The sequence below is a fragment of the Rhizobium metallidurans genome (assembly GCF_014196505.1).
In the GTDB taxonomy this organism is placed as follows: domain Bacteria; phylum Pseudomonadota; class Alphaproteobacteria; order Rhizobiales; family Rhizobiaceae; genus Rhizobium; species Rhizobium metallidurans.
The window spans coordinates 1-23088 of record NZ_JACIDW010000020.1 but is presented as its reverse complement, the minus strand read 5'-3'; the positions used below and the strand labels follow the sequence as shown (position 1 = coordinate 23088).

The following is a 23088-nucleotide window of genomic DNA, read 5'->3' as shown; positions in this document are numbered from 1 at the left end:
TTGCGATAACGGCATGCGGCAAAACAGGGACCTGTAGCGCAACGCGCTTCAGGAACATTTTCCGGATTATGATCGCTGTCATGACGAACCTGATCTCCAATGCCGACGCCCGCCGCATCTTTCTGGCCAAGCAGGGCCTGAGCGCGCCGCCCAACCGCGTGCTCACCAAATCCGGCCTGCTGCAGCTGATCCACGATCTCGGCTTCGTGCAGATCGACAGCATCCAGTGGGTGGAGCGCGCCCATCACCAGATCCTCTTCTCGCGCAACCAGACCTACAGGCGCGAGCACCTGACCACGCTGCTCGAAAAGGATGGCGCGCTGTTCGAGCACTGGACGCACGACGCTTCCATCCTGCCGAGCAGCTTCTTCCGCTACTGGAAGCACAAGTTCCGGCGGGAGGAGGAAGTGCTGGTGGATCGCTGGCGCAAATGGCGCGGCGAGGGCTTCGAGGACGCTTTCGACGAGACCTACGAGCGGGTGAGCCGCGACGGCGCCATCATGGCCCGCGAGATCAAGGCCGATGGTCACGTCTCCGGCGGCTGGTGGAACTGGCATCCCAACAAGACGGCGCTCGAATATTTCTGGCGCACCGGCAAGTTCGCCATTTCAGGCCGCTCGAATTTCCAGAAGGTCTACGATCTGGTCGAGCGCGTCATCCCGGCCGAGTTCCATGAGCCGGAGGTTAGCCGCGAGGAATTCGTGGACTGGGCTTGCCGCAGCGCGTTGACGAGGCTGGGATTTGCCACCCATGGCGAGATCGCTGCCTTCTGGGCGCTGGTCTCGCCGGATGAAGCCAAGGGCTGGGTCACCGCCCATCGCGATGAACTGACCGAGATCCTGATCGAGCCGGCATTGGGCGGCAAACCGCGCCCCTCCTGGGCGTTTTCGGATTTCCTCGATACGCTCGACGACTATCCCGCGGCGCCACCGCGCATCCGCGTGCTGAGCCCCTTCGATCCAATGATCCGCGACCGCAACCGCACCGAACGCCTCTTCGGCTTCTTCTATCGCATCGAGATCTTCGTGCCCGAGCCGAAGCGGGAGTACGGTTACTACGTCTTTCCGCTGCTGGAAGGCGATCGCCTGATCGGTCGCATCGACATGAAGGCGGATCGCAGGAAGGGCTCGCTCGACGTCAGGCGTCTGTGGCTGGAACCGGGCGTAAAACCCTCCGCCGGCCGCCTCGAAAAGCTTGCCGCCGAGCTTGATCGCGTCGCCCGTTTCGCCGGCGTCGAGCGGGTCGAGATGCTGGATGGTTGGCGCGGCTAACCGATTGTCATCGTTGAGATAGTTCGGATTTTAGATGATTACCGCCTGTTAATCTTGACGGGGGTTTACCATGCTTCTTCGCGAACTTCTTAAGGACCGTTCGCCTACGATTACAGCATGAAAACACGAGCGATCAGATACGCCGCATGGACGGCATGGAACAGCCTCGCCCGCAGGGTCAGAGCACTGATGCGTAACCGTCGCGACGCCCGCGCCGCGGCGACCGGTTCGATTGTTTCGTTGAGCGAACAGCGTGCGCGGATGAAGCCCGTCACCGTCAAGTCGGCCCTGATCGATGCGGTCTATTTCAGCCAGGAAGACGGCAGATTGCGGGTTTGCCTGAACAATGGCGAGGAGCGCATGTTCGAAGGCGTGGCCGAGGCCCATGTCATCGCCATGGTGACGTCTGAATCGCCGGGCAAATATTACATGCAGAACGTCAGGACACGCTTCAAGCGCATCGCCGCCTGACGACGGTTCAAACCGGCGAGCCTTGCCCGCCGGCTGATCATCGGTCTTAGCCGATCTCCGTTTCGGCGATCTTGATGCCGAAGCCTTCGAGGCCGACATAGTGGCGCTCGCTGCGGGTCAGGAGCTTGATCGAGCTGACGCCGAGATCCTTCAGGATCTGCGCGCCAAGACCGATTTCCAGCCATTCGCTTTCACGGTTCTGCGCTTCCGCATGGGCTTCGCGGCCTTGGCCGAGAGCCTTGCGGCCATTGTCCTGATGGCCGACGCCGACCGAACCCTCGCGCAGATAGACGATGACGCCGCGACCCTTCTCGGCGATCTTCTTCATGTAGTGATCGACGGAGCGCTTGCCGAACAGGTCGTCCACGACGCTTTCGGTGTGCAGGCGCACCGGAATGTCGACGCCGTCGCGAATATCGCCGAAGACCACGGCGAGATGCTGCATCGGGTCCCAGGGCAGCGAATAGCTGTGCGCCTTGGCCTTGCCGAACGGCGTTTCGACATCGAAGCTCGCCTGCAGCTGGATCAGCGTTTCCTTGCGCTGGCGGTAGGCGATGAGGTCGGCGACGGAGACCAGCTTCAGGCCGTGCTCGTCGGCGAAGCTCGAGACCTGCGGGCCGCGCATGACGCTGCCGGTGTCGTTGACCAGCTCGCAGATCACGCCGATCGGCGGCAGGCCGGCGAGCTTGCAGAGATCGACGGCGGCCTCCGTATGGCCGGAGCGCATCAGCACGCCACCCTCGCGGGCGACCAGAGGGAAGATGTGGCCGGGGCGCACGAAGTCGGAGGCGCCGACATTCGGGTTTGCGAGGTTGCGCACCGTCAGTGTGCGGTCGTCGGCGGAAATGCCCGTTGTCGTGCCGTGCTTGAAGTCGACGGTGACGGTGAAGGCCGTCGTATGCGCGCTATCGTTTTCCGCGACCATGGCGTTGAGGCCGAGGCGCTTGGCCTCTTCCTTCGGCATCGGCGTGCAGACGATGCCGGAGGTGTGGCGCACGATGAAGGCCATCTTTTCCGGCGTACAGTGAACGGCGGCGACGATGAGATCGCCCTCGTTCTCGCGGCCGTCGTCATCGACGACGACAACGATCTCACCGGCCTCGAAGGCCCGGATAGCGTCTACGACGCGCTTCTGATCATAAGCCATGGCAAGCGTCCTATTTCAGCCGGCCGGTCTGGCCGCGGTCACGGAGATAGTGGTCGGCGATGGCGCAGGCGATCATCGCCTCGCCGATCGGCACGGCGCGAATGCCGACGCAGGGGTCGTGGCGACCCTTGGTGCGGATATCGACATTCTTCCCATCGGCGTCGATCGACTGGCGTTCCGTCAGGATCGACGAGGTCGGCTTGATCGCGAAACGCGCGATGACAGGCTGCCCCGTCGAGATGCCGCCGAGGATACCCCCGGCGTGATTGGACAGGAAGATCGGCTGGCCGTCATTGCCCATGCGCATTTCGTCGGCGTTTTCTTCACCGGTGATCTCGGCGGCCTCGAAGCCGTTGCCGATCTCCACGCCCTTGACGGCGTTGATCGACATCAAAAGCGAGGCGATGTCCTGGTCGAGCTTCGAATAGATCGGCGCGCCGAGACCGGCCGGAACGCCGTCGGCGACGACTTCGACCACGGCGCCGATCGACGAGCCCTTCTTGCGGATGCCGTCGAGATACTCTTCCCAGACGGGAACGATCTCTGGATCCGGCGCGAAGAACGGGTTCTGGTCGACCTGGTCCCAGTCCCAGTTGTCGCGGTTGATCTTGTGCTTGCCGATCTGCACCAGCGCGCCGCGCACGCGAACGCCGGGAACGACCAGCCGCGCGATGCCACCGGCCGCAACACGCGCGGCCGTCTCGCGCGCCGAAGAACGCCCGCCGCCGCGATAGTCGCGGATGCCGTATTTGAGATCGTAGGTGTAGTCGGCATGGCCCGGCCGGTACTGGCGGGCGATCTCGCCGTAATCCTTCGAGCGCTGGTCGGTGTTCTCGATCAGCATCGAGATCGGCGTACCCGTCGAGATCATCGTCTCGCCGTCGGCGTCGAGCATAACGCCCGAGAGAACCTTGACGAGGTCGTCCTCGCGGCGCTGCGTCACGAAGCGCGACTGGCCGGGCTTGCGCTTGTCGAGCCATACCTGCAGCTCGGCGAGCGTGAAGCGCAGGCCGGGAGGGCAGCCGTCGACGACGCAGCCGAGCGCCGGACCGTGGCTTTCGCCCCAGGTGGTTACGCGGAAGAGGTGACCGAATGTATTGTGTGACATAGGCTCCGACCGGATCGCGCCGCCGGGCGTCGCCTGGCCGCGCCATTCTTTAAAAAGGCGCGACACTCATAGGCCAAAAGGCGGGAGGGCAAAAGGCTTTCTTTGCGCCAAACCGTCTCGATCGGGAAACGGTGTTTCCTCTCATGCGCGAACAAGCGCCCACGGCGGCGCTATGAGGCGATGCGCCAGGCCGTGCCGATGGCCGCTTGCGTGAAATCGTCGAAGGACAGCGGGCGCGAGAAGGCGTAGCCCTGCAGCAGGTCGCAGCCGAGTTCGAGAAGCAGACTGGCATGCGCCACGGTTTCGACGCCCTCGGCCACCGTCTCGACGCCGAGCGAGCGGGCGATGTCGATGATCGAGCGCACCAGCGCGCGTTCCTGTGCCGAGGTGATGATCGGCTGCACCAGCTGCCGGTCGATCTTCAGCCGCTTCGGCTTCAGTTTCAGCAGGCTGACGATGGAGGTGTGACCCGTTCCGAAATCGTCGATCTCGATGTCGATGCCGAGCGCCTTGATCTTCTCGAGGTTCTCGGCGGCGACGTCCTCGCTTTCGTCGAGGAAGATCGATTCCACCAGCTCGAACGAGATTTCGCCGGGGCTGATCTGCAGCATCCGGAGCGAATCGGCCAGCGCGTCGTCATGCAGGCGCCGCGCCGAAACGTTGACCGACACCTTGGGAACGCAGACGCCGAGCGCCGCCCACCGCATCTTGTCCTTGAGCGCTGTTTCGAGGACGATGCGGTCGAGCGTCTGCACGACGTTGATCTCCTCGGCGATCTTCAGGAATTTGTCCGGCGTCAGCAGCCCGCGGGAAGGGTGCTGCCAGCGCACCAGCGCCTCGACGCCGGTAAGCTGCATGGTGCGGGCGCTGAACTGCGGCTGGTACCAGGTGGTGAACTCGCCGCTCTCGATGCCCGACAGGATCTCGTCGGCCAGCCGCTTGTTGTTGATGATGTCGGCCTGCAGGTTGTGATTGAAGAACTGGAAGCGGTTGCGGCCCTGGCTCTTGGCGCGGTAGAGCGCGATATCGGCGTTGATCAGCACCTTGCGGGCATCGACGCGCAGGCCGCTCGCCAGCGCGATCCCGATCGACACGCCGCAGCGGCAGGCAAACCCCTGGAAATCGATGGGCTGGCGCATCTCCTCGACGATCCGGCCCGCCAGCGCCGACATCTCGGCGTCGTTGGCGTTGAGTGCCAGGATGACGAATTCGTCGCCGCCGATGCGCGCCACGATATCGCTCGGGCGAATGCTGCGCGAGAGCACGCGGGACGCATGGACGAGCATGGCGTCGCCGGCCGCGTGCCCCAGCGTGTCGTTGATCTCCTTGAAGCGGTCGAGGTCGATGTGCAGGATCGCGAATTTCTGCCTGGCGTCCTGGCCGGCCTGGGTCAGCTGCTCCAGCGCCACGTCGAGCTTGCGGCGGTTGGCGAGCCCGGTCAGCGGATCGTGCAGCGAATTGTGCTCGATCCTGGCATTGGCGAGTTCGAGCTCGATGTTCTTGCCGATCGCCTCGTCCTTCGCCGCCTTCAGCTCCGCCGTCATCAGCGCGTCTTCGGTGATGTCGAAGGCAACGCCGATGATCTTCAGCTGGCCGTTCGCAGTCGCGTGCACCTTGCCGGTCGAGCGCACGTAGCGCATCCCCCCGTCCTCGGTGGGGACGCGACAGACGACGGTGTGGGTATCGCCGACCTTCTTGAAATATCGAGCGCTTTCGATCGCGAGCGGCCGGTCCTGCTCGAGCACGCGCGACAGCCACGTCTCCTCGTCCATGAAGCCGGCGCGCGGCTCCAGCCCGTAGAGCTCGTGCATCCGGTCGTCCCAGAAGGAGCCGGGCTTGCCGAGCGTGGCGTCCCAGATGCCGCACTGGTAGGAATCGAGCGCCAGATCGAGCTTGCCCGAGAGTTCGGCGAGTTCCGCCTCGCGATGCGAGAGTTCGTCGAGCGCAAGTTCCAGCTCGGCGTTCTTGATGTCGCTGACATCCTTTGCCCGGCGCATGGTCTCGGCCGCGACCGCATCGGCGGTCACGTCCCAGACGATGCCGATCGTCCTGGTGGTGCCGGCCGCGTCGTTGTAGACCGAGCCGACCGATCTCAGGTAGCGCGTGCCGCCGTCGGAAAGCTCGATCCGGTATTGCGTCGTATAGGAGGAGCCGGACCGGCCGTCCTTCAAGAGGTGGATCTTCGCCACCCTGCGGTCGTCGGGAACGATCGTTTCCAGCCAGTCGTCGAGCGGGTAGCTGCCTTCGATCGGCAGCTTGCCGTGCAGCGCCGCGGCCCGGCCGTCCCAGAACAGGCTCTGCCCATCGTTCCTGAGCTCCCAGATGCCGATATTGGAGGTTTCCAGCGCCAGGTTGAGCCGCTGCGAAAGCTCCAGCAGCGTTGCCTCGCGCTTTTCCAGCTGCTTGATATTCCTGTTGCGCTCGCCAAGCAGCAGCGTCGCGAAGAAGACGGGAATGATCGTCAGGCAGGCGGCGGCCAGGATGATGAGCCGCAGCGTCCGCTGGTTTTCCGGCGGGGCGGTCCAGCCCGTCTTCGGCACCGCCGCGATCTCCCAGCGCCCGCCCGCGAAGGTTATCTTGCGCGTCAGCGGCCGCTGCGCCAAGACCTCGGGCGCGCCGAAGAACGGGGTGACGGCGGCGCCGGCCGTGCCGAGATCGCGCAGCGCGATGGAAAGGCGGTCGAGCTGCGGGTATTTTTCGCGGTTCTCGCTGTCGCGCGCCGGCCTCAGGCCGGTGTTTTCGTAGAACATGTCGGCGTCGATCACCGCCTCGACCGCGCCCCAGAGGCGTCGCTGGCCATTCTCCTTGACGAAGACGGGGAAGAAGATCGCGAAGGTATCCCTGCCGTCGGGCGTTCGGATCGGCCCGTAGAAGCGCGCCTGCTGGCTGCCGGTGGTGCGCGCGACCGACTGGCGATCCGAGAGAAATTCGCGCACGTCGCGGCCGAGCCTCTGCTTGGCCGCCGTCGAGGGAAACACCGACTGCACGACGAAATCGGGCGCCACGGCGATATGCACGAAATGCGGGTTCTGGATCAGCAGCCAGTTGATCTGCCGTTCCATCTCCTCGGAGCTTATCTTCGAGCTGATCGCGACCAGGTTGGAGAGGTCGCGCACGATGGTGATGTCCATGTTGATCTGCGCGGTGACGCGCGCCCGGATCAGGCCGGCCTCGTTTTCCGTGCGGATCGTCAGTTCGCGAAGATTAGCCGCGGTATTGGCGCGGTCCAGGCTGAAGCCGACAATAATGACGACGACGGCGACGAGGCAGGAAACCAGAAACGAGATATGGGTATTCCTCAAAGCACTCCGCGTTGCCTCGTTATGTTTCCGGCGGAATAGCAAAACCCCAGTCTCCCCGTTTCCCTATGACTGTAAGTAGCGGGGGTTAATTTACGATTTCTTACAGGTAGTATTGGAGACACGTTTTAAGTGTGCGACTGTATTAACGAAGCCTCTTGATTGTTGTTAAAATGCGCTTCATCAATTGGGCGGGAAAGGTCACGGTTCAGGGCAACTTTTGCCATATTCGGGAGGTTATCTGTGCGCCATTGGATGTTTGAGTCGTGTTTTCGAAGGAATGCCGTTATGCGCTTCGTAGTTGCTACACTTTTGGCCACAGCGAGTTTTCTGTCGCCGATCAGCGGCTTTGCCGAAAGCGCCGACGTCGAGGCGACGATCAAGAACATCGACATGAGCAATCTCAGCCTCACGCTCGATGACGGCAAGACCTATCAGGCGTCGGAAGAGTTCAATTTCGAAGGCTTGAAGGCAGGCGTGAAGGTCATCGTCTTCTATACGGAAGTCGACGGAAAGCGCGTCATCAACGATCTCGATATCGTACAGTAATTCGGCCGGAGATCAGTTTCAGATCCAGCCGATCTGCTTCGTGTCGGTCTCGATCTTGAGAATCCGGTCCTGCGGGATCTCGCCCTCGGCCGCTTCATCCTTCGGCACGTCGGCGATCGTCTTGAACAGGCTGCGAATGACCCCGCCATGCGTGACGCAGACCGTCGGCCGGTCCACCTCGTTCAGCCAGGACGCCACCCGCCACGACATGATCTCGTAGCTCTCGGCATCGGCACCCGGCGGAATGAAATCCCACTTGTTGAGATTGCGCTCTGTGATCCGGTCGCGCGCGGTCGCCTTCAGTTCCTTGACCGTGAAGCCTTCCCAGTCGCCGAAGGAGACTTCCACCAGCCGCTCGTCGGTGCGGTAGTCCTCGGGTGGCAGGTTCATCGCTTCGCGGGCGATCTCCATCGTCGCGCGCGTGCGCCCGAGCGGGCTTGCGATGAAGTCGAATTCGATGCCTTCGACCTTCAGGATTTCCGCCAGGTTGATGCCGTTCTGGCGCGCCTGTTCACGGCCTATGGCATTGAGCGGGATGTCCTTTTGCCCTTGCAGGCGACGTTCCGCGTTCCAGTCTGTCTGGCCGTGACGAATGACGTAGATAAGCAATGATCGGCTCCATATTGCAAACGGCCCCTGATCGCTTCCGCGAGGAGGGGCCGCGAGCATGACTCATAAGAGAGTACGATCAGTCTTTTATGACGGAAATATCCGGCGCGTCCACAGCCTTCATGCCGATAACATGGTAGCCGCTGTCGGCGTGATGCACTTCGCCCGTGACCGAGCGCGACAGGTCCGAAAGCATGTAGAGGCCGACATCGCCGACTTCTTCGATGGTGACGGTGCGGCGCAGCGGCGCGTTGTATTCGTTCCACTTGAGAATGTAGCGGAAGTCGCCGATACCGGACGCCGCGAGCGTCTTGATCGGGCCGGCCGAGATCGCGTTGACGCGGATGTTCTTCGGTCCGAGATCGACCGCCAGGTACTTCACGCTGGCTTCGAGCGCTGCCTTGGCGACGCCCATGACGTTGTAGTTCGGCATGACCTTTTCGGCGCCGTAATAGGTCAGCGTCAGCATCGAGCCGCCATCCGTCATCAGCTTCTCGGCGCGACGTGCGACCGAGGTGAAGGAATAGACGGAGATCTGCATCGTCTTGGCGAAGTTGTCCGCCGTGGTGTCGACGTAACGGCCGGTGAGCTCGTCCTTGTCCGAAAAGCCGATCGCATGCACGATGAAGTCGATCTTGCCCCAGGTCTTCTCGATATTGTCGAAAACCTCGTCGATCGATGCTTCATCGCTGACATCACAGTGTCCGGCAAGAATGCCGCCGAGTTCGGCTGCCAGCGGCTCGACCCGTTTCTTCAGCGCATCGCCCTGATAAGTAAAGGCAATCTCGCCGCCCTGTGCATGAATAGCCTTGGCAATGCCCCACGCAATCGACCGATTGTTGGCAACGCCCATGATGACGCCGCGCTTGCCTGACATGAGGCCTTGTGCCTGAGCCATGTTTCGCCCCTTAAATAATTGATCGATCCTGCCTATGGCATAGCCGGCCACCCTGTTCAAGATTGGCAGCAATCATCAACTGTTAGGGAGCGTAACAAAGGGTGCTATTGTCACCTAAAATTCACAAAAACAGCCCGTTCTTCATAATTCGCATCAAATCCGTGACCTTATCGTCGGGTTTTTCCCACAGGATAATGCGCAGTTCGACCACGAGATCGCCCTTTTCGCCATCCGTTTTGGGCAATCCCTGGCCTTCGAACCGGATTGATTTGTCCGATCCCGACCATGCCGGCACGGTGACCGTCAGCGGTCCGTTCGGTCCGTCGATGCGCGCGTCGGTGCCGAGCACGGCGTTCTCGATGGTGACGGGAAGGACGGTGTGCAGGTCGAACCCGTCGACGGTGAAGTCTGCGTGCGGCGCGATGTGGATGTTGACGACCGCGTCGCCGCGCTGCATGCCCGTCAGCTTGTGGCCCTGGCCCTTGAGACGCACCGTGTGGCCCTCGGTGGTTCCCGGCGTCAGCGTGAAGCCGGCGTCGCGGCCATCGCCGAGATCGACGTTCACCCACGCGCCCTTCAGGATATCCTCGATGGTCACGGTCGCGATCGCCAGCTGATCCGGCGCCTTCTCGGGCACCGGTGCCGCGCCGCCGGTAAAGCGGCGGACGAAGGAGGTGAGCAGGCTGAGCGGCTGCAGGACGGCGCTGGTGGCGGCCGCTGCCTCTTCCGCGTGCTCGTCTTCCGTGGCCTTGCCGGCGACGCCGGCCTTGGCGCTCTCGTTTGGCTTGTCCGTCTGCCTGTCGGCTTCGGTGCCCTCGGGCTCCGGACGCTTGGTCTTGCCGGAAGCGAAGCCGCGCGTCCGTCCGCCGCCGCTGGCGGTGCGGGCCTGGGCGCCGAAGATCCGCTCGATCATCTCTTCAGCCGGTTCGGCGGCGCCGGTCTGCTGCTGTTGCTGTTGTTGCGGCTGCTTGGCAGCCTCCGCGGCCGCCTTCTGCGCCGCCGCGCGCGCCAGCTCTTCCATCACCCGCTCGGCGTTTTCCTGCGCCTGCTTGGCGCGGATCGCCGCCTCGCGCGCCGCCTGGCGTTGCGCCATGATGGTGTTTTCGCTCTGCTTTTCGTTTTGCTTGGCTTCGGCCGCCCGTGCGGCGCTGTCGAAAAGACTGCGCTTCCTCGGGTCCTTCAGCGTGTCGTAGGCGCGGCCGATCTCGGCGAAGCGGGCGCCGGCCAGCGGGTCGCCCTGATTGTGATCGGGGTGCACCACCTTGGCCATGTTGCGCCAGGCTGCCTTGATCTCGTCCTGCCCCGCATCGCGCCTGACGCCCAATATCTTATAAGGATCGCGCATGTTCCAAACCCGCCCGGTGTCCAAATGCGGGTTGCCCGTTTCCGTTGAGCGCCCCGCAGCCCCGATTAAACTCATTTGGTGCGCCGAAGTTCGCTTCGCGGGCGGAAAATCTGCGCACATATGCGAAGCACAGTCCCGTAAACTTGCTAATCAGTCCTTATTTGGCGTCAGGACACGCCACGGTTTTACGCGGGATGGTTATCTTTTGCTAAATCTTGAAGGAAAGGCCGGAGCAGCCGTTAACGCCTGCCCGGAAAGGCCGGTCAGCTTTCCGGCTGGAAGCTCAGCAGCTGCCAGTTGCCGCCGCCGACGAGGCAGGTCTTGCCGTAGAATTTCGAGATGCCGACATAGGAGTGGCGCGTCGTCTTGAACTGGCGGCAGACTTGGCCGGTATCGTTGTTCTCGACGATCGTGTCGATCACGCCGGCGCTGCCGGTGGAGGCGTTCGCCCAGGGAAGGGGCCGTCCCTCGAGCCCGCGAATGTCCGCCGATGTCACGGCATTGCCCACGGTCATTTCGTCGGAGATGCTGTCGCTCGTCGGCGCCGGCTGCGGCAGCGTGCCGGTCACCACCGAACGGTCGACCTTGTTGCCGCTCAGCATGTCGAGCCCGCCGGCCATGCAGCCGGAGAGAGAAAGCACGGCCACGCCGACAACGCAGATGGCCGCGCACTGGCGCATCAGGCCCTTTGTATGACGAACTGACTTTGCTATGACTTCCACCCTGTGTCCTGTCCAGTGGTTTTGGGCTGGGCAATTATCGAATAAACCCGGGGCATTTGAGCTAATATGTCGGAAAATGAGTTAACAACCAGTGACTTCACCGAGCAAAACGAGCCGTTCCAGCTCTTCGCGGAATGGCTGAAGGAGGCCGAGGCTTCCGAGATCAATGACCCGAATGCGGTGGCGCTTGCGACGGTCGACGAAGACGGCCTTCCCAATGTCCGCATGGTTCTCCTTAAGGGATTCGATCAAGACGGATTTGTGTTCTACACGAATTTCGAGAGTCAGAAAGGCCGCGAAGTCCTCGGCCAGAAAAAAGCTGCCATGTGCTTTCACTGGAAGACGCTGCGCCGCCAGGTCCGCTTGCGCGGCCCGGTTGAAGTGGTGAGCGATGAGGAGGCCGACGCCTATTACAAGACCCGCGCCCGCGGCAGCCGCATCGGCGCCTGGGCCTCCAGGCAGTCGCGTCCGCTCGAAAGCCGCTTCGCGCTGGAGAAAGCCGTCGCCGAATACACCGCCCGCTATGCGATCGGCGAGATTCCGCGCCCGCCGCACTGGTCCGGCTTCCGCATTCGGCCGACCTCGATCGAGTTCTGGAAAGACCAGAAGTTCCGGCTCCACGACCGCATCGAGTTCCGCCGCGCCGCGCCCGAGGGTGGCTGGGACAAGGTGCGGATGTACCCCTGAGCGCCACGTCCGGCTGCATGTCCGTCGGCACACCAGGAGGTCGCCGCCGATGACGCAAGGAAGGAGTGCCGTGCGACCACGGCGCTTCCGTTTCGAATTTTCATCCTAGGTTGAAAAAAACGAGCCGCCGGAGAGGCGCCGCCGCCAACCAATGGTGCGCGAGCTCAAAATAAAGTGATCGGTGGATAATGGTCGGGCGGGGCCGATCGTCAGCCGCGATCGCCCATCAGCTTCAATGGAATCCCCGAAGCAAGGCCGGAGACATAGCGCGGTTTCTGGTAGAGGCCGTTGATCGACAGGCGGGGCAGGTAGGTCGAACGCGCGAGCGATTGCCGGCCGATGACGCCGGGCTGCGTCGTGACCGCGACGGAAAAGCCGAGATCCCTTGCGATCGTCGCCTGCTGCGGCGTCACCGCCTCGCGCGTCCCATAAGGATAGGCGAACGCCCCCGGGCGGTGGCCGCTGATCGCCTCGACATAGTCAGAGGAGTGCGCCATCTCGTCGCGAACCTCGGCGTCGGACAGCCGCGCCACGGCGCGGTGGCTGACGGTGTGGGCGCCGAGCGAGGCGAGCGGACTGGCGTCGAGCAGGTTGAGCTCCGGCGCGCCCATCACCAGATCGTCGACGATTTCGACCGGATCGACCCCGTGCGACCGCGCCAGCGTATCCACCGCCGATACGGCCGCCGTCTCCTCATGCGCGTGAATATAGCGCGCGAAGCGGGCGAAGGCGCGGTGCTTGTCCTGAGGGGTCGCGGTGTCGATCGTCTCGGCGCCGTCGCCGAAATCGAAGCTGATCCTCTCCTCGCGCCTCAAGAGCGCCGTCAGCGTCTCCCACCAGATCGTATGCGTCCGCTCGATCAGCCCCTTGGCCACGAAGATCGTGAACGGCGCCTCGTGCCGCTCGAACACAGGCATGGCGTAGACCAGATTGTTGCGATAGCCGTCGTCGAGGGTGAACGCGGCGAAGGGCTGCGAGGGCTTCGGCTCCGCGAGCGCATCGGGAACCTCGGCCAGCGACACGAAACGATAGCCGTCGCTTTTCAGTCGCGTCAGCACCGCGTCGAGAAATTCCGGCGTGATCTCCAGATGCGCGTTCGGCGAAAAGGCGGAAGGCTCGTGCGGGCGGACGTGATGCAGCGTGAAGATCGCGCCCATGCCGCGCGCGCCGCGCATCAGCCCGACCGAGCGCAGGAGGTTGGCCACCTCCAGCCCGCCTGTTATCGCGATTCGCTTTGCCAGCATTCTGGCGTTCATCGTCTCCGCTCCGTTCGCGGGCACTCTAGCAAGTCGGGGGTTAAGCCTTGCTGAACACCCACTTCGCACGCGTGGTTTACGGTTTTTTCACCATAAAGGATAAAATTTGACAAAAATGGTCCACGTTGCCGCAAAGTCGCGCATATTGTGTCCTTCTGTACGAGAACGGGACAAATTCCGGGCGACGAGGGTCGGCCGTTCATCGAGGGGAAGTGCATGAGAAAGCTGTTGGCCGCGATCATAACCGCGACGTTGGTCGTTGCGGCGCCGTTGTCGGCCATGGCAGGCAACGCTTCGCTCATCCTCGATGCGAGAACCGGCAAGGTTCTGTCGTCGGAAAACGCCGATGTCCTCAATTATCCCGCGTCGCTCACCAAGATGATGACGATCTACATGGCCTTCGAGGCCATCAATCGCGGCAAGATGAGTTGGGATACGCCGATCGTCATGTCGAAATACGCCGCCTCCCGGCCGCCGACCAAGCTCGGCGTGCGGCCCGGCACGACGATCACCGTTCGCGAGGCGGTCCTCGGCATGGTCGTCAAGTCGGCCAACGACGCGGCCAGTGCGATGGGCGAGAAGCTCGGTGGCTCCGAAGCCAATTTCGCGCGCCTGATGACGCAGAAAGCCCGCCAGCTCGGCATGAGCCGCACCGTGTTCGCCAACGCCTCCGGCCTGCCGAATAGGCAGCAGGTGACCACGGCCCGCGACATGTCCACGCTCGCCATCGCCCTGATGAAGAACTATCCCCGCGAATATCGCCTGTTTGCGACCGAGAGCTTCAATTTCCGCGGCCGCACGATCCGTGGCCACAACAACCTGATGTACCGTTACCAGGGCATGGACGGCATCAAGACCGGCTACACCAACGCCTCGGGCTTCAACCTCGTCAGCGCCGTCAGTGACGGCAACCGCCGCTTGGTCGGCGTGGTGCTTGGCGGCCGCACCGCCCGCAGCCGCGACGACAAGATGGCCGGCCTCCTCGACAAGGCCATGGGCCGCGCCTCGTCGTCGGGCGGCGCCCGCCTGGTTGCCAGCGTCAATTCGCGCCAGCCGGTCGAAGTCGCTTCCGCGGCAGCCGCGAGCGACCTGCCGGTTCCGGCATCGGCGCCGCGCGTCGAGGATGTCGCGCCGGCCGCGCCGGAGATTGCCCGCAGCGAGCTGACGCCGAGAGCCCTCGGCTACCTCACCGACACCATTCCGCAGGAGCGTCCGTCCGCGCTCGACGCCGTGACACCGCCGGCCAGGCTTGCCCCCTCGGCGAAGCCGCCCGCATCGGTGGCCTCGACGGGCGACTGGCAGATCCAGATCTCCGCCGCCCCGAGCGACGACGCCGCCCGCGCGCTTCTCGCCCAGGCCAAGTCCGAAGGCGGCGCCGCGCTGAAGTTGGCCAACCCCTATACCGAAGCCGTCGGCTCCGGCGCCAACAAGGTCTACCGCGCCCGCTTCGTCGGCTTCCAGAGCCGTGACGCCGCCACCTCCGCCTGCGACGCGCTGAAGAAGCGCTCCTACGACTGCATGCTGCTTCCCGACCGCGGCTGATCCCGCCCACCTGAGAGCATGGACATTGCCGCCGCGATCAAGCGCAAGCGACTGGTTTCATGCGAAAATTCTGGTTCGAACAGTTGAAGACAGCGCTCGTCCGGTTATGCGCGAGCGCTGCTTTTTTCCTGTAATCAGGTTTGCGTGCCGCCGACGGTGACCTGGTCCATCCTCAGATGCGGTTGGCCGACGCCGACGGGAACCCACTGTCCCGCCTTGCCGCAATTGCCGATGCCGGTGTCGAGCTTCATGTCGTTGCCGACCATGGAAATCCGCTTCATCGCGTCGGGACCATTGCCGATCAGCATGGCGCCCTTGACGGCGGGACCGATCTTGCCGTTCTCGATCAGATAGGCCTCGGTGCAGCCGAACACGAACTTGCCGGATGTGATGTCGACCTGTCCGCCGCCGAAGGAGACGGCATAGATGCCCTTCTTCACCGAGGCGATGATTTCTTCCGGCGTCTTGTCGCCACCAAGCATGTAGGTGTTGGTCATGCGCGGCATCGGCACATGCGCGTAGCCCTGCCGGCGGCCGTTGCCCGTCGGCTTCATGCCCATCAGCCGCGCGTTCTGGCGGTCCTGCATGTAGCCGGTGAGCTTGCCGTTTTCGATCAGCACGTTGTAGCCCGAAGGCGTGCCTTCGTCGTCGATGGTGATCGAGCCGCGGCGGCTGTCGATCGTGCCGTCGTCGACCACGGTGACGCCGGGGGCGGCGACCATCTGGCCGAGCAGGCCGGCGAAGGCCGACGTCTTCTTGCGGTTGAAATCGCCTTCCAGCCCGTGCCCGACGGCCTCGTGCAGCATCACGCCCGGCCAGCCGGAGGAGAGCACCACGTCCATCGTGCCCGCGGGCGCGTCGATCGCCTCGAGATTGACGAGAGCCTGGCGCAGCGCCTCGTCGGCGCCATGCTGCCAGTTGCCCTCGGCGATGAAGTCGCCGAAGCCGATGCGTCCGCCGCTGCCGTAGGAGCCGCTTTCCTGACGGTCGCCCTGGCCGACCATGACGGAGATGTTGATGCGCGTCATCGGCCGGATATCGCGGACCCGGTGGCCGTCGGCGCGCAGGATGTCGACCACCTGCCAGCTGGCGGCGACCGAAGCCGTCACCTGCCGGACCTTGTCGTCCTTGCCGCGCAGATAGGCGTCGATGTCCTGCAGAACCTTGACCTTCTCCTCGAAGGTGGGCGAGCCGATCGGATTCTCGTCGCTGTAGAGCTTCTTGTTGGTGCCCTGCGGGGCCGCCGCATAGCTGCCGGAATAGCCGCGCGTCACCGCGCCCACCGCGTCGGCCGCCCGCTTCAGCGCCGAAACCGAGAGATCGCCCGCATGAGCGTAACCGACGGCTTCGCCCGCCACCGCGCGCAGTCCGAAACCCTGCTCGGTGTTGAAGCTGCCGCCCTTGAGGCGGCCATTGTCGAACATCAGCGATTCGGCCTGCGCGTGCTCGATGTAGAGCTCCCCGTCGTCCGAACCGGAAAGGGCCTCGGCGACAAGCGAACGCATCTTCGCTTCATCGGCGTCGAAAAGCGTCAGGAGATCGGTATTCATGGCGTTATGCTCCGCTGCGGCAGGAAATGCTTCCTGCCGATGTAGGTCCCGGGGACGGTTCGAGCAAGTGTCGAATTGGTAAGGATCGCACAAGCGACCATAAGCGGATAGCGGGCCCCGTGATCAGGGAAGCGCGTCGTAGCCTTCCGCGAAGCCCTTGAGGTCGACGGGAATGCCAATGCCCTCTTCAGGCGTCTGGAAGACGATGAAGGTGGCGCTGGCGCCGCTGCGGAAGGTCTTCAGCAGCTCGTCCTCAAGCACGACTTCGGCGTAGCAGCCGTCGGCGAAGCAGCGCACGAAATAGGCGCGGCCGATATCCTTGCCATCGACGTTGAGGCCGAGGCCGTTCGGCAGAAGCACGCCGAGCGGTGCGAGAACGCGCAGAATCTTCGACTTGCGGTCGGCGGTCTTCAGCACCACCACCGAGAGGCCCACTTCCGGCCGGTCCTCGGCGATCACGTTCTGCATCAGCGCGCATTGCTCGACCGAAGCGCCGGCCGGCTTGTCGCAGACCACGGACCATGCGCCGTGATTGGAGCGGACGGTGCCGGGCGCCTGCGGTTGCGTCTGTCCTGGTGTCGCCTGCGCGGCAGGGGCGCCGGGAGCGGGCTGCCCTGGCGCTGGCTGCTGTGCGAAAGCCGGAACGATCGCCGCGGCGGTGATGCAAGCCGACAGCACGAACGGCCGCACTCGGGAACGAAAACCCATGAAAACCTCTGCAGTTCGAATCAGTGCCGCTAAGTTGGGGCGGGGCGTCCAAAATGAAAAGCCCCAACCGCTGAAAAGCGGGGGACTACGGCGGAAATGGGACGTTTCTTGATTATTCTTGGAAAGGGTGGCTGGCCGACGCCAACATTTTCCGTATCATAGGGAAAATCACGGCATGTTTCGATGCGCCCGGAGGAGGGGTGTAACGAAGCGAAAATGCCGCATGGCCAAACTCTTTGGATTATTGCGGCAAGTGCTAAACTGTGGTTTGAAGCGCATGAGGATGGCAAGGATTCTGCGTGGTGTTGCACGCGGGTCAGCGCTCGAGGGAGATGAAACGTGATTAAGAAGGCCTATGCAGGCATGACCGCGATGGTCTGTCTGCTTTTTGCTTCCGGCAGTTATGCCGATCAACCGTTGCCGTGGCAGACCACTTTGCAGCCTGCCGCGACGCCGATCATGCGCAGTATTCGTTGGTTCGAGCAGTATACTCTTTGGTTTATTGTTCCCGTCACGCTGTTCGTGCTCGCTCTTCTTATCATCGTCTGTCTTCGCTTCCGCGCCGGTGCCAATCCGACGCCATCCAAGACGAGCCACAACACCGCGATCGAGATCGCCTGGACCGTGGGACCGGTACTGGTGCTGCTCTTCCTGGCGATTCCGTCGTTCAATCTCCTGACCGCGCAGCTGACGCTTCCTGAAAACCCTGATGTCACCATCAAGGCGACCGCGACGCAGTGGCAGTGGAACTATGAATACGAAGGCTCGGGCGACAATCCGCTCGCCTTCGACAGCTTTCTCCTGAAGGATCAGGACCGCGCCGCCGCCGGCAAGGAAGACAAGGCCAGGTATCCGCGCCTTCTGGCCGTCGACAACGAACTCGTGCTGCCGGTCAACAAGACGGTGCGCGTGCTCGTGACCGCGGCGCCCACCGACGTCATTCACGCCTTCGCGATGCCGTCCTTCGGCATCAAGATCGATGCCGTGCCCGGCCGCCTGAACGAAACCTGGTTCCGCCCCGAGCGCGAGGGTCTGTTCTACGGGCAGTGTTCCGAACTTTGCGGCAAGGACCACGCGTTCATGCCGATCGCCATTCGCGTCGTTTCCGAGGACAAGTACAAGCAGTGGATGGCGTCCGCCGCCTCCGACCTGCCGGGTGCTTACAAGAACCTCATGGCTGAAACCGATGGTCCCGCACGGGCCGTCGATGTCGCCGAAAACGTCGCTCAGTAAAGGAAAAGGAACGGGACATGGCTGGACCTTCCGCACACGATCATTCGCACGACCACGATCATGGCGCGCACGCCCATGACGATCATGACCACTCGCACAAGCCGAGCTTCGTCAATCGCTGGCTCTTCTCGACCAACCACAAGGACATCGGCACGCTCTACCTGATCTTCGCGATCATGGCCGGCATCGTCGGTGGCGCGCTCTCCGTCGCCATGCGCATGGAGCTGCAGGAGCCCGGCATCCAGATCTTCCATGGCCTGGCCTCGCTGGTCTACGGCTACGAGGGCGATGCCGCCATCGACGGCGCCAAGCAGATGTTCAACATGTTCACGACCGCGCACGCGCTGATCATGATCTTCTTCATGGTCATGCCGGCGATGATCGGCGGTTTCGCCAACTGGATGGTGCCGATCATGATCGGCGCGCCGGACATGGCCTTCCCGCGTCTGAACAACATCTCCTTCTGGCTGATCGTTCCGGCCTTCATCCTGCTCATCATGTCGATGTTCGTGGAAGGCCCCGCGGGCGCCTACGGTGCCGGCGGCGGCTGGACCATGTATCCGCCGCTCTCCAGCTCCGGCACGCCGGGCCCGGCGGTGGATCTCGTGATCCTCTCGCTCCACATCGCCGGTGCGTCGTCGATCCTCGGCGCGATCAACTTCATCACCACGATCCTCAACATGCGCGCGCCCGGCATGACGCTGCACAAGATGCCGCTCTTCGCCTGGTCGGTGCTGATCACCGCCTTCCTGCTTCTGCTGTCGCTCCCGGTTCTCGCCGGCGCCATCACCATGATGCTGACCGACCGCAACTTCGGCACCTCCTTCTTCGTGCCCGAGGGCGGCGGCGACCCGATCCTCTACCAGCACCTGTTCTGGTTCTTCGGTCATCCCGAGGTCTACATTCTGATCCTGCCCGGCTTCGGCATCATCAGCCACATCATCTCGACCTTCTCGAGAAAGCCGATCTTCGGTTATCTCGGCATGGCCTACGCCATGGTCGCGATCGGTGCCGTCGGCTTCGTCGTCTGGGCGCACCACATGTACACGGTCGGCCTGTCGCTCGACGCGCAGCGCTACTTCGTCTTCGCGACGATGGTCATCGCCGTTCCGACAGGCGTGAAGATCTTCTCCTGGATCGCGACGATGTGGGGCGGCTCGATCACCTTCTCGACGCCGATGGTCTGGGCGATCGGCTTCATCTTCCTGTTCACGGTCGGTGGTGTCACCGGCGTGCAGCTGGCGAACGCCGGTCTCGACCGTTCGCTGCATGACACCTATTACGTCGTGGCGCACTTCCACTACGTTCTGTCGCTCGGCGCCGTCTTCGCCATCTTCGCGGCCTGGTACTACTGGTTCCCGAAGATGACCGGCTACATGTACAACGAGTTCATCGGCAAGCTGCACTTCTGGGTCATGTTCATCGGCGTCAACCTGGTGTTCTTCCCGCAGCACTTCCTCGGGCTGGCCGGCATGCCGCGCCGCTACATCGACTATCCGGATGCCTTCGCCGGCTGGAACTATGTGTCCTCCATCGGCTCCTACATCTCGGCCTTCGGTGTTCTGATCTTCCTCTTCGGCGTCTACGAAGCCTTCGCCAAGAAGCGCGTCGCCGGAAACAATCCGTGGGGCGAGGGTGCTACGACCCTCGAGTGGCAGCTTTCCTCGCCGCCGCCCTATCACCAATGGGAACAGCTCCCGCGCATCAAGTAAAAGGGTGCGAGACATCGCGACCGCCGCCGAAGTTGCGTGGCGGTCGCGCTCCAAGTTTGCAGGACAAGAGTAAATGACAGTTATCGACGATCGCAGCAGCCTAGGAGACGACAGCGAGTTTCTCCTGTCGGAAGCCAGCGCACGCGATTATTTCGAGCTCCTCAAGCCGCGCGTCATGTCGCTTGTGGTCTTCACCGCATTCGCCGGCCTGATCGTGGCGCCCGGCTACATCAATCCCGTCATCGGGATCATCGCGATCCTTTGCATCGCCGTCGGCGCGGGCGCGTCGGGCGCGCTCAACATGTGGTACGATGCCGATATCGATGCGGTGATGACGCGCACCGCCAAGCGTCCGATCCCGGCCGGCCGCATCAAGCCCAACGAGGCGCTGGCCTTCGGCCTCGTGCTCGCTTGTTTTTCCGTGTCGATCCTCGGGCTCGCCGTCAACTGGCTCGCAGCCTCGATCCTGGCCTTCACCATCTTCTTCTACGCCGTCGTCTACACGATGTGGCTGAAGCGCTCGACGCCGCAGAACATCGTCATCGGCGGCGCCGCCGGCGCCTTCCCGCCGATGATCGGCTGGGCCTGCGTCACCAACAGCGTCACCATCGAGAGCGTCACGCTCTTCATGATCATCTTCCTCTGGACGCCGGCGCATTTCTGGGCGCTGGCGCTGTTCAAGATGCGCGATTACGAGGCAGTCGGCGTGCCGATGCTGCCCAATGTCTCGGGCGAGCGCACCACCAAGAATCAGATCGTCGTCTACGCCGTCCTGAGCGCGGTCAGCGCCGTTGCGCCGACCTACTTCGGCTTCGCCAGCATCGGCTACGGCGCCGTCGCCGGCCTGCTTGGCGCCGGCTTCGTCTACTGGTCCGTCCTCTGCTGGCGCATGCCCGAAGGCGACGAGAAGATGGTGCCGGCCAAGAAGCTCTTCGGCTATTCGATCTTCTACCTCTTCGCCGTCTTCTCGGCGCTGATGTTCGATCGTCTGGCGGCCTATGTCGTGACTGGCGGAGGTGCGTGGCTGTGATCGATACCGTCAAGCTGACCGACGCCCAGCGCAAGTCTCGCCGCAACCGCAACGTCGCGCTCGGGCTGGTTCTGGCCGGCCTGGTCGTGATCTTCTACGCCATAACAATCGTGAAGTTTATGTAGGACACCGGGGACATGAACGATCAGCAAGGCACGCCGAGAAAACCGCGCAACAACGGCGCCGTCGTCCTCATGTGCCTTGCCTTCGTCTTCGGCATGGGCGCGGCGAGCTATGCCGCCGTGCCGCTCTATAGGATGTTCTGTCAGCTGACCGGCTATGGCGGCACGACGCAGCGCGTCGAGCAGGCCTCGTCCGTCATCCTCGACCGCAAGATCCGCGTCACCTTCGATGCCAATGTCGCGCCCGGGCTGGAATGGGAGTTCAAGCCGGTCCAGCGCGAGGTCAATCCGCGCATCGGCGAAACGATCCAGGTGAATTTCACCGCCGTCAACAAGTCCAGCAAGCCCTCGCGCGGCCAGGCCGTGTTCAACGTCACGCCGGGCGAGGCGGGTGTCTACTTCAACAAGGTGCAGTGCTTCTGCTTCAGCGATACCGAGCTCAAGCCGGGCGAGACGCTGGACATGCCCGTCGTCTTCTACATCGATGCCGACATCACCAAGGCCGTGGAATCCAGGAACATCCACACGGTCACCTTGTCCTATACGTTCTATCCGAAGGAAGGACCGAAGCCGGTGGCTTCGAGCGAGGATAAAACGCAAAAGCTGGAAAAGAAACTTTAATACTGGGTCCGTTCCGGCCAGGCCGGAGCGGAGAGGATAGATCCGGGGGAGTGCATATGGCCGACGCGCATCAGAAAAGTCACGATTACCACATCATAGATCCGAGCCCGTGGCCGCTGCTGGCCTCGATCGGCGCCTTCGTCATGGCCTTCGGCGGCGTCGGCTTCATGCGCTACCTCAACGGCGGCTCGTTGCGTCTCTTCGGCATCGAATGGGCGCATCCCTGGCTGTTCTTCATCGGCCTCGCCGTCATTCTCTACGTGATGTTCGGCTGGTGGTCCGACACGGTGAAGGAGGCCCATGAGGGCTCTCACACGCGCGTCGTGTCGCTGCATCTGCGCTACGGCATGATCATGTTCATCGCCTCGGAAGTGATGTTCTTCGTCGCCTGGTTCTGGGCCTATTTCGACGCCAGCCTGTTTCCGAACGAAGCCATCCAGGCCTCCCGCGTCGCCTTCACCGGCGGCCAGTGGCCGCCCAAGGGCATCGAGGTTCTCGACCCCTGGCACCTGCCGATCTACAACACCGTCATCCTGCTGCTCTCGGGCACCACGGTCACCTGGGCGCACCATGCGCTGCTGCACAACGACCGCAAGGGCCTCATCCAGGGTCTGACGCTGACGGTGCTGCTCGGCGTGCTGTTCTCCACCGTCCAGGCCTACGAATACGCCAACGCGCCGTTCGCCTTCAAGAACTCGATCTACGGCGCCACCTTCTTCATGGCGACCGGCTTCCACGGCTTCCACGTGCTCGTCGGCACGATCTTCCTGGTCGTCTGCCTGATCCGTTCGATCCGCGGCGACTTCACCCCCAAGCAGCACTTCGGCTTCGAGGCGGCGGCCTGGTACTGGCACTTCGTCGACGTGGTCTGGCTCTTCCTGTTCTTCTCGATCTACGTCTGGGGCGGCTGGGGCGCACCGCTCGCGGCGGGGTGAGGGCCGCGCAAAGACGGGTCGCGGAGACCGCCTGAAATGCAAATGCGGAGCCATCGAGAGGTGGCTTCGCATTTCTGTTTTGTGGGGGGCCCCTTGGCAGCGCCTCACCAGCGGCCCCCTCACCCTACCCTCTCCCCGAGGGGAGAGGGGAAAGAGGCCGCAGCGGGTGCGGCTTTCCCTTCTCCCCAGCGGGGAGCAACCATGTCTCATCCTTTCACATATTTCGGCGTCCATTCGGTCTGTCGGGTGAGGATTGTGTTGGCGAGAATGACG

At 63.1% G+C, this 23088-nt stretch carries 21 protein-coding genes; 11 read left to right on the top strand and 10 right to left on the bottom strand.

The window, feature by feature from the left end; genetic code table 11:
- Window positions 1-80 precede the first annotated feature (80 nt).
- Window positions 81-1271: a winged helix-turn-helix domain-containing protein gene (locus GGQ67_RS21295; RefSeq protein WP_183902133.1), complete on the top strand. Its 1191-nt coding sequence runs from the start codon at window positions 81-83 to the stop codon at window positions 1269-1271.
- 117 nt (window positions 1272-1388) lie between these two features.
- Window positions 1389-1742 (top strand): KTSC domain-containing protein, encoded by a 354-nt coding sequence (locus GGQ67_RS25385; protein WP_081620002.1) that lies wholly within the window; start codon window positions 1389-1391, stop codon window positions 1740-1742.
- Window positions 1743-1788: 46 nt separating this feature from the next.
- Here the strand turns inward: GGQ67_RS25385 and ribB are convergent, their stop codons facing one another.
- The 3 genes from ribB to GGQ67_RS21275 all read right to left on the bottom strand — a co-directional run bounded on the left by ribB (window position 1789) and on the right by GGQ67_RS21275 (window position 7299).
- On the bottom strand, window positions 1789-2889 hold the full coding sequence (ribB, locus tag GGQ67_RS21285) for a 3,4-dihydroxy-2-butanone-4-phosphate synthase (RefSeq protein WP_183902132.1): 1101 nt from the start codon (window positions 2887-2889) through the stop codon (window positions 1789-1791).
- A gap of 10 nt (window positions 2890-2899) precedes the next feature.
- On the bottom strand, window positions 2900-3997 hold the full coding sequence (gene aroC / locus GGQ67_RS21280; RefSeq protein ID WP_183902131.1) for a chorismate synthase: 1098 nt from the start codon (window positions 3995-3997) through the stop codon (window positions 2900-2902).
- A gap of 170 nt (window positions 3998-4167) precedes the next feature.
- Complete coding sequence (locus GGQ67_RS21275) at window positions 4168-7299, bottom strand: bifunctional diguanylate cyclase/phosphodiesterase (RefSeq protein ID WP_183902130.1); 3132 nt, start codon at window positions 7297-7299, stop codon at window positions 4168-4170.
- 285 nt (window positions 7300-7584) lie between these two features.
- On the opposite strand from GGQ67_RS21275, the gene GGQ67_RS21270 reads away from it, so the two are divergent.
- The gene (locus GGQ67_RS21270) at window positions 7585-7845 is read left to right on the top strand and encodes a DUF1344 domain-containing protein (protein ID WP_018902046.1); all 261 of its coding nucleotides are present in this window, start codon (window positions 7585-7587) and stop codon (window positions 7843-7845) included.
- A gap of 18 nt (window positions 7846-7863) precedes the next feature.
- Here GGQ67_RS21270 and GGQ67_RS21265 read toward each other — a convergent pair whose 3' ends face one another.
- The 4 genes from GGQ67_RS21265 to GGQ67_RS21250 all read right to left on the bottom strand — a co-directional run bounded on the left by GGQ67_RS21265 (window position 7864) and on the right by GGQ67_RS21250 (window position 11419).
- A complete protein-coding gene (locus tag GGQ67_RS21265; RefSeq protein ID WP_183902129.1) occupies window positions 7864-8454 on the bottom strand; it encodes a histidine phosphatase family protein in 591 nt (196 codons plus the stop codon).
- Between the two features lie 79 nt (window positions 8455-8533).
- The gene (gene fabI, locus GGQ67_RS21260; protein ID WP_112430040.1) at window positions 8534-9352 is read right to left on the bottom strand and encodes an enoyl-ACP reductase FabI; all 819 of its coding nucleotides are present in this window, start codon (window positions 9350-9352) and stop codon (window positions 8534-8536) included.
- A 121-nt stretch (window positions 9353-9473) separates the two neighbouring features.
- Window positions 9474-10697: a DnaJ C-terminal domain-containing protein gene (locus GGQ67_RS21255; RefSeq protein ID WP_183902128.1), complete on the bottom strand. Its 1224-nt coding sequence runs from the start codon at window positions 10695-10697 to the stop codon at window positions 9474-9476.
- 263 nt (window positions 10698-10960) lie between these two features.
- Window positions 10961-11419: an RT0821/Lpp0805 family surface protein gene (locus tag GGQ67_RS21250; RefSeq protein ID WP_183902127.1), complete on the bottom strand. Its 459-nt coding sequence runs from the start codon at window positions 11417-11419 to the stop codon at window positions 10961-10963.
- A gap of 66 nt (window positions 11420-11485) precedes the next feature.
- Between GGQ67_RS21250 and pdxH the strand changes: the two genes are divergently transcribed.
- Window positions 11486-12106: a pyridoxamine 5'-phosphate oxidase gene (gene pdxH / locus GGQ67_RS21245; RefSeq protein ID WP_183902126.1), complete on the top strand. Its 621-nt coding sequence runs from the start codon at window positions 11486-11488 to the stop codon at window positions 12104-12106.
- Between the two features lie 209 nt (window positions 12107-12315).
- Here pdxH and GGQ67_RS21240 read toward each other — a convergent pair whose 3' ends face one another.
- The gene (locus GGQ67_RS21240; protein ID WP_183902125.1) at window positions 12316-13362 is read right to left on the bottom strand and encodes a polysaccharide deacetylase family protein; all 1047 of its coding nucleotides are present in this window, start codon (window positions 13360-13362) and stop codon (window positions 12316-12318) included.
- 216 nt (window positions 13363-13578) lie between these two features.
- On the opposite strand from GGQ67_RS21240, the gene GGQ67_RS21235 reads away from it, so the two are divergent.
- A complete protein-coding gene (locus GGQ67_RS21235) occupies window positions 13579-14904 on the top strand; it encodes a D-alanyl-D-alanine carboxypeptidase family protein (protein WP_183902124.1) in 1326 nt (441 codons plus the stop codon).
- A 134-nt stretch (window positions 14905-15038) separates the two neighbouring features.
- Here the strand turns inward: GGQ67_RS21235 and tldD are convergent, their stop codons facing one another.
- Both tldD and GGQ67_RS21225 read right to left on the bottom strand, forming a co-directional pair.
- Window positions 15039-16454 carry a metalloprotease TldD gene (gene tldD / locus GGQ67_RS21230; RefSeq protein WP_183902123.1) on the bottom strand — a complete coding sequence of 472 codons (1416 nt, stop codon included), beginning with the start codon at window positions 16452-16454 and terminating at the stop codon, window positions 15039-15041.
- Window positions 16455-16577: 123 nt separating this feature from the next.
- Window positions 16578-17162, bottom strand: a complete 585-nt coding sequence (locus tag GGQ67_RS21225; RefSeq protein WP_183902122.1) for an invasion associated locus B family protein — start codon at window positions 17160-17162, stop codon at window positions 16578-16580.
- Window positions 17163-17501: 339 nt separating this feature from the next.
- Here GGQ67_RS21225 and coxB point away from each other — a divergent pair, with 339 nt between their 5' ends.
- From coxB to GGQ67_RS21200, 6 genes are all read left to right on the top strand, one after another.
- Window positions 17502-18395: a cytochrome c oxidase subunit II gene (coxB, locus tag GGQ67_RS21220; RefSeq protein WP_183902121.1), complete on the top strand. Its 894-nt coding sequence runs from the start codon at window positions 17502-17504 to the stop codon at window positions 18393-18395.
- Window positions 18396-18412: 17 nt separating this feature from the next.
- Window positions 18413-20107 carry a cytochrome c oxidase subunit I gene (ctaD, locus tag GGQ67_RS21215; protein WP_183902120.1) on the top strand — a complete coding sequence of 565 codons (1695 nt, stop codon included), beginning with the start codon at window positions 18413-18415 and terminating at the stop codon, window positions 20105-20107.
- Between the two features lie 73 nt (window positions 20108-20180).
- Complete coding sequence (gene cyoE, locus GGQ67_RS21210) at window positions 20181-21137, top strand: heme o synthase (RefSeq protein WP_183902119.1); 957 nt, start codon at window positions 20181-20183, stop codon at window positions 21135-21137.
- The gene (locus tag GGQ67_RS25540; RefSeq protein WP_281393629.1) at window positions 21128-21262 is read left to right on the top strand and encodes a hypothetical protein; all 135 of its coding nucleotides are present in this window, start codon (window positions 21128-21130) and stop codon (window positions 21260-21262) included. Before cyoE ends, GGQ67_RS25540 begins: the two co-directional genes overlap by 10 nt.
- 12 nt (window positions 21263-21274) lie before the next feature.
- Entirely contained in the window at window positions 21275-21880 is a 606-nt protein-coding gene (locus tag GGQ67_RS21205) for a cytochrome c oxidase assembly protein (RefSeq protein ID WP_183902118.1), read from the top strand.
- Between the two features lie 56 nt (window positions 21881-21936).
- A complete protein-coding gene (locus GGQ67_RS21200) occupies window positions 21937-22815 on the top strand; it encodes a cytochrome c oxidase subunit 3 (RefSeq protein ID WP_183902117.1) in 879 nt (292 codons plus the stop codon).
- The last annotated feature ends 273 nt before the right edge of the window (window positions 22816-23088 follow it).